Here is a 6,000-nt window from a genome sequence, read left to right as displayed (position 1 = left end):
TGATCGTACTGTGGTCTGGCACTCGTTCATCCAAATCTATTCCAAGATACCAACGAAACGCATTGCTGTCCGCACACCGTACCTCGATCTGCCGCTCCGAGGGGATGCCGTACAAAAAACCCAGCAACAGGTATTTTACTATTACTACCGGGTCAATGGGCGCACGGCCATACCTCCGGCTGTACAAGTGAGCCGTCTCCTCATACACAAACGATAAATCCAGCTCCGCTTCCAATTTCCGCAGAAAATGATTTTCCGGTACCAAATCCTCTATCGTTACCATGTGATATTTTAACTGCATTTCCTTGCCCCCTGCTCTAATTATACCATATTTCGAGCGATTTGGGGGCACTTTGTCAACAGCTCCATTTTGTCTCGAGGTTGGGCCGGGGGCTTGTCCGTGGCCGCCTTGTCAGCCTTGGCCGGGCGGCCACGGCGGGCCCGCATCCCTCCCGGTTCACCGGGCCCCGCCTTTTCTTCCTTGGGCTTGCGGCCCCGCCTGCCCTTGGGCTTATCCGGCTCGGGCGCTTTTTCCTTGGCGGCCTTTCCCTTTTTCTCGGGCTCCTTTTCCCCGGCGGCCTTTTCCTCCGGGGCCGGGGTGGGCGGCTGTTCCGGTTCGGGCGGCTCGTTCTTTTCCACCTCCGCACGTCCCGCCGCCCGGCGCTCCGCCATCAGCTTTTCAATCTGGTCAGCGGAGACACTCACCTCGCCGGGAGCACCCGCCGGGGCATCCTGGGCGGGCGCATCCACGGCGGCCTGCTCGGGAATGTTCTCCGGGGCCGGGGGCTCCGGGGTGGGAGCGTCCTGGGCAGGAGCACCCGCCGGGCCGGCATCGAACAAGCTGGGCTGGGGATTTTCCTCCGGGCTCACGTTTAATTTTTCGTCTGCCATTCGTTACCTCCTTTTTTAATTTCGTGAATGTTGCACAAATCTTACGCTAAAACTTTGTTACTATTTTTTCGCCTCCCTCCCAGCTATCCACGCAAAAAAGCCGCCCGTTTTTTCATGCCGGACGGCTTTCTACGTAATGTGATAGCTCAAATAATATTTTTTTGTGGATGCTGGCTCCGAAAAGCCTTGATATTACAGTGTTCCTATTAAAACTCATTCATAAGCAAGAGGAGCAAATGTTCATGTATTTGTCCATGCTTGATGATAAGAGTTTTTCCTCATGATTTTTCTGATTTAGGGGGGCCGATGCAGACTTCATAGACAGAAGGAACAGACATAAAGTGAAGCTTAAGGCAATACGGTGCTTAAGGCGCCAGCCGCGAATTGTGCGGTGTTGCCTTAAATGCTCAGACAATAACTGGAGGCTGGCTCAAAGGCTGAAGGCATCTTTTAAGCGTGGTAAGGTCATAACGAAAACGGCCATATATTGGGGAACTCCTGGTATATGGCCGCTTTTCGTACTTTTCTGAAACGTGATAGCGTTCGTAAAATGGATTTTTTGACCTCAAAAATGGCGTTTTGCTTTAAAATGCAAAACGAAACGCAAGACAAAATCAGACATGGATTTAGGCCCGGACGCATAGGCGTCAGGGCTTTTTCTTTTTGCCTATATCTCCTTGCCATCCGGGAATATGAATCCCACCAGGGCCTTTGCCCCCAGGGGTTCGGCAATCTGCTGCCATTCCTCTACGGTACCAGACAAGCCCTGCATGGAACACAACCGTTGTTCCATGCAGGCTGGCTGAAATATTAAGTACAAAAAGAGCGGAAGGTTTCTTTGTACGCTCGATCCAATGAAAGGCTATTTTATCGCCCCCGTGGTCATAGGAAGTCATGAACTTGCAGTTCTCATACCGCTATGCTCCGGCTATGTACAGACGGTATTTAAAGCACAAAAGCGGAAACGGATAGAAGTGGTTAATGCTGGATGTGCGAGATGAGGAAACCGGAGAGGATGTATTTAGCCGCTTTAATCTTTGGAAACGCATATCATCATAAAAGAAACATTGTAGCCTTTACTCATAGACAGGGGGCAACAGCAAGTTGCTTGTGCGTTCCCCGATCTGCGTATAAAATAGATGCGGAGATTTGTATCAATGGAAACAAGAAATACAATTTTAGAGTTACGAAAATATCTGAACTGCAAAAAATTCTTACCAATCTTAAAACGTTGGCGGACAAAGGATGGTGAAGAAGAAAAACAAACCGCTGTCTCGCCGAAATAAAGGCATAAAATTTCCAAGGAGCTGATACTATGAAATTCACTTGTATGGTTATTTCTGTGGCGGACATAAGTGTCGCACGAAAGTTTTATGAGGATCTATTGGGGTTAGAACGGTTTTAGGACTGTGGATGGAATGTCGCTTTTACCTGTGGACTGGCACTGCAACAGGATTTTGATTGATCTACTGTTTTGAACTTTTGGGAGAGGTATATGGCATTAGCAGATTGTATTGAAAAGAAACCAATCATTCATACCGAAAGGCTTTCATTGAGAATGATGTGTGCAGATGATATTCCAGCCTTGAAAGAGTGGATGCCTGATAAAGCAATCCATACATATTGGGGAAATGGCCCTGGCAAGACGGGGATAAGAATCCAGAATTGCTTTTTGAAAAAACAGAAAAGCCATCAAAGAGCTTTCATCTCAGAATTGAACTTAATGCGATTCATAAGATTATGGGGAAATAAGGGGGATGCGACAGAAGCCATGGATACAATGGTGAGATTTTGTTTTGATAATACTGAGCTTAAACGGATTTGGACGGACCGTGAATAATATTGGGTCCTGTAAGGTGCTGGAAAAATATGGGTTTACGAGAGAAGGAACCACCCGTCAGGGTAAAATGGCTTCGACTTGGTGGGATTATCATCTTTATGAAATCTTAAAGAGTGATTTGATGAGTCGATTGATAACCAGTAGTCGTAGCCAATGGAGGAAACGAATATGGGTATTCAAAAAAATATCAGTTCCGCAACAAATACGCAGAGCTTCATGAAAAACCGTGAAACGGCCGCTCATGTGAAAGAGAAAGGTCTTGCGGATTATGTAACACAGGTAGATATTGCCGTGCAGAATTTTTTAAAGAAGGAGCTGTCTGCCCTTGCGCCGGATATTCAGTTTCTTGGTAAAGAAACCGGTTTGCAGGAAATGAAGGCGGAGAGCTTTTGGATTTTAGACCTGGTTGACGGGACTACCAACCTTATGCACGACTATCAGCATAGCGCTGTATCTTTCCCCCAAATAATCATGGAACCAACACAAAGACTCTTTGCGTATTAAACTACAAAGAGTCTTTCCACCTCTGCAATACTTGTACTCGTAAGCCCATTTTTCCCACCGGCATTCCATACCCGTTCCATATCGTTTTTTCATCAATAGCCAAATGTAACAGCCTATTACGAGGATGGGGCTTTTTTCATCATTACCCGCGTGCTACTCTACGGTGGTAGCCACCAGCGGAACCAACGGGGCGTTCCGGCTTTTGGGCAATGCCCGCCCGTGCCCCACCAACAATCTGCCCAGCACCCACGGGACAGCTTCCGCTGCCCCCGCCGGACGGTCAAAGCTATATTGCGGCGAAAGCGGGCCTTTTGCTTGTGGCAGTGATCGTTCCTTACAAAGTTGTGAATGGTCGTGAATGAAAATTTCGTGACATCCCTTGAAGGAACACTCGCGTACGGTAAAGAAGCAAGCAATCGAAAACAGCGGATAGACCGCCAGCACCACACTATTGCGAACAAAAAACCAAAGACCAAAAGCCAAGCAGTGTGGAAATGTGCATAACAGGCTATGAAATCCTTCTCATTCCATTTTATAACCTGTTTTTGTCACCCCATTCACACATTCCGTCTAAAATAGGAATTAAGGATTTTCCGCGCTCTGTTAAACTATATTCTACCTTTGGCGGGATTTGTGGATATTCTTTTCTATACACTAATTGGTCTGCTTCTAATTCTTTTAAGGTGGAGCTTAAAGTCTTATACGAAATTCCACTGATATATTTCTTCATTTCGTTAAAACGAACGACTCCGAACTCCATTAAAGTATACAAAATAGTCATTTTATATTTGCCATTGATTAATGACAAGGTATAGCTGAAACCGGTTGTTTCAAGACATTCATTGGAAATGCAGTGTTCACTCATTTTATACTCTCCTTTAAGTAAGTATATAACTTTACTGTAAGTATCGCACTTATATGTGCGTACTTGATTTTGTTTCAATTCTTGCTAAGATTATAATATCAAAAGCAGAGAAAGTCAATCTCGCAGAATTAGGAGGACATATTTTATGAGCAAAAAAATAGTTGTAATAACGGGAAGCCCCCGGGAAAACGGGAATAGCTTTGCTATGACAGACGCTTTCATCAAGGCCGCCGAAGCAAAGGGGCACACAATCACAAGGTTTGACGCTGCATTAAGAAAAGTAGGTGGATGTCGGGCGTGTGAAACCTGTTTTTCGACGGGAAAAGCCTGCACTTTTGATGATGATTTCAACACGATTGCACCGGCAATTCTTGAAGCGGACGTTATCGTATTTACCATGCCTGTCTACTGGTATTCTATCCCGGCGCAGATTAAAGGTGTCATTGACCGTATTTTTTCTATGGTTGTCGGCGGCAAAGATATTGCCGGAAAGGAATGTGCGCTGATTACCTGTTGTGAAGAAGATGATATGTCCGTCATGGACGGCGTTCTTATTCCTATTGAGCGTATGGCGGCATTGAATAAATGGAAAATGGTAGGCAAGGTTTTAATTCCGGGCGTATTAAATGTTGGCGATATAGACAAAACCGAAGGCTGCAAAAAAGCGGCTGATTTAGCCAATGCAATTTGAGGAGGTAATTATGAGCAAAAAAATAATTATTCTCAATGGAAGTCCAAGAAAAACCGGAAATACGGCGGCATTAACAGCGGAATTTAGAAAAGGCGCAGAAGAAGCCGGAAACACCGTGACAGAGTTTTTTCTTGACGGTATGAACATAAATGGTTGTAAAGGCTGTTTAGGCGGCGGTAAAAACCCGGATAGCCCTTGTGTCCAAAAAGACGATATGGATAAAATTTATCCTGTTTACAAGGCAGCGGACATCGTTGTTCTTGCAACACCGCTTTACTATTGGACGATCAGCGGTCAATTAAAAACTGCCTTTGACCGCTTATTTGCTGTTGCGGAATGTGACCCTAATGATCGAAACCCTAAAAAGGAAAGTGTTCTCATTATGGCAGCCGAGGGCCACGGCTTTGAAGAAACTCTTTATTGGTATGACCGTCTTGAAAAACATTTAGGGTGGAAAAGCATTGGAAAAGTGCTTTGCGGCGGTGTAATGGCTATGGGGGACATTGCCGGAAAACCCGAACTGCAAGAAGCCTACGGTTTAGGAAAATCAATTCAATAAAGATAAGGCAATACCGCACAATTCTAAGCACCGTATTGGGCAGTCAGATTTTTCGTGAGAGGCTACAGATTGAGCGCCGTCCATCTCACCATTGACCAGCGAAAGCTGTGCGCTATCACGGAAAATCTGCAAGCAAGACGGTGCTTAGAATGGTGCGGTGTTGCCTTAAGCATTCTATCGTGCTGGGGAACGACAACCATGTCCTTGATCTGCTTTCCCTCGTAATATACCGCTAACATACTGGCCCCCACCGCCACATCTTTGCCGACGTATTCCGGGAACAGCGTACGGATTGCCGGCGTAAGAGATGAGGCGGTCTTTTTGTACCCGCATCCGGTTGATTTTGTCGATGATGTGCTCCCGGAGAGGGCGCCCAGTCCCTCCATGTTCAGCCGCTCAAAGGGGATCTCCTTGGTAGTGGCCTGTCCATTTGAATCTGCCAGGGAGCTGTACCTGATCCCCACCATGGGATTATCTCTCACAAACCGCACCGTCCGCTCCGCTTTCCCCTTCGTCTGGCCTCGGGTAGGGCCGGCAAAGGATGGGCTTGAATCCGGAGAACCCCGCAAAATCCTCAAACGCCGGTTCAGCGTGGGGGGCTCCTGCTTCAAAATCCGCTTGGTCACCACTTGCTTCATGTTGCCGTACAG

General features: G+C 46.5%; 10 protein-coding genes. 5 read left to right on the top strand and 5 right to left on the bottom strand.

Features of this window, described 5'->3' with window-relative positions; all coding sequences use genetic code 11:
- The 3 genes from U8U68_RS18875 to U8U68_RS18865 all read right to left on the bottom strand — a co-directional run.
- Positions 1-301 (bottom strand): transposase (locus U8U68_RS18875; RefSeq protein WP_322203605.1); only part of this gene is annotated, 301 nt, incomplete at its 3' end.
- Positions 302-321: 20 nt separating this feature from the next.
- Complete coding sequence (locus U8U68_RS18870) at positions 322-891, bottom strand: hypothetical protein (RefSeq protein WP_322203604.1); 570 nt, start codon at positions 889-891, stop codon at positions 322-324.
- A gap of 667 nt (positions 892-1,558) precedes the next feature.
- Positions 1,559-1,684, bottom strand: coding sequence for a hypothetical protein (locus tag U8U68_RS18865; RefSeq protein WP_322203603.1), 126 nt, complete (start codon positions 1,682-1,684; stop codon positions 1,559-1,561).
- 16 nt (positions 1,685-1,700) lie between these two features.
- On the opposite strand from U8U68_RS18865, the gene U8U68_RS18860 reads away from it, so the two are divergent.
- The 3 genes from U8U68_RS18860 (at position 1,701) to U8U68_RS18845 (ending at position 3,235) form a co-directional block, all read left to right on the top strand.
- A complete protein-coding gene (locus U8U68_RS18860; protein ID WP_437124450.1) occupies positions 1,701-1,892 on the top strand; it encodes a DUF3788 family protein in 192 nt (63 codons plus the stop codon).
- 494 nt (positions 1,893-2,386) lie between these two features.
- Complete coding sequence (locus U8U68_RS18850; protein WP_322203598.1) at positions 2,387-2,731, top strand: GNAT family N-acetyltransferase; 345 nt, start codon at positions 2,387-2,389, stop codon at positions 2,729-2,731.
- Positions 2,732-2,899: 168 nt separating this feature from the next.
- Entirely contained in the window at positions 2,900-3,235 is a 336-nt protein-coding gene (locus tag U8U68_RS18845) for an inositol monophosphatase family protein (protein ID WP_367575861.1), read from the top strand.
- A 532-nt stretch (positions 3,236-3,767) separates the two neighbouring features.
- Here the strand turns inward: U8U68_RS18845 and U8U68_RS18840 are convergent.
- Positions 3,768-4,100 carry a winged helix-turn-helix transcriptional regulator gene (locus tag U8U68_RS18840; protein ID WP_322203596.1) on the bottom strand — a complete coding sequence of 111 codons (333 nt, stop codon included), beginning with the start codon at positions 4,098-4,100 and terminating at the stop codon, positions 3,768-3,770.
- A gap of 145 nt (positions 4,101-4,245) precedes the next feature.
- On the opposite strand from U8U68_RS18840, the gene U8U68_RS18835 reads away from it, so the two are divergent.
- On the top strand, positions 4,246-4,791 hold the full coding sequence (locus U8U68_RS18835) for a flavodoxin family protein (protein WP_322203594.1): 546 nt from the start codon (positions 4,246-4,248) through the stop codon (positions 4,789-4,791).
- Positions 4,792-4,801: 10 nt separating this feature from the next.
- A complete protein-coding gene (locus U8U68_RS18830) occupies positions 4,802-5,350 on the top strand; it encodes a flavodoxin family protein (protein ID WP_322203592.1) in 549 nt (182 codons plus the stop codon).
- A 62-nt stretch (positions 5,351-5,412) separates the two neighbouring features.
- Here U8U68_RS18830 and U8U68_RS18825 read toward each other — a convergent pair whose 3' ends face one another.
- On the bottom strand, positions 5,413-5,988 hold the full coding sequence (locus U8U68_RS18825; protein ID WP_322203590.1) for a hypothetical protein: 576 nt from the start codon (positions 5,986-5,988) through the stop codon (positions 5,413-5,415).
- Positions 5,989-6,000: the final 12 nt, after the last annotated feature.

It is taken from the genome of Acutalibacter intestini (assembly GCF_034334985.1).
Classification (GTDB): Bacteria; Bacillota; Clostridia; order Oscillospirales; family Acutalibacteraceae; genus Acutalibacter; species Acutalibacter intestini.
This window is presented reverse-complemented; position numbering and strand designations above follow the sequence as displayed.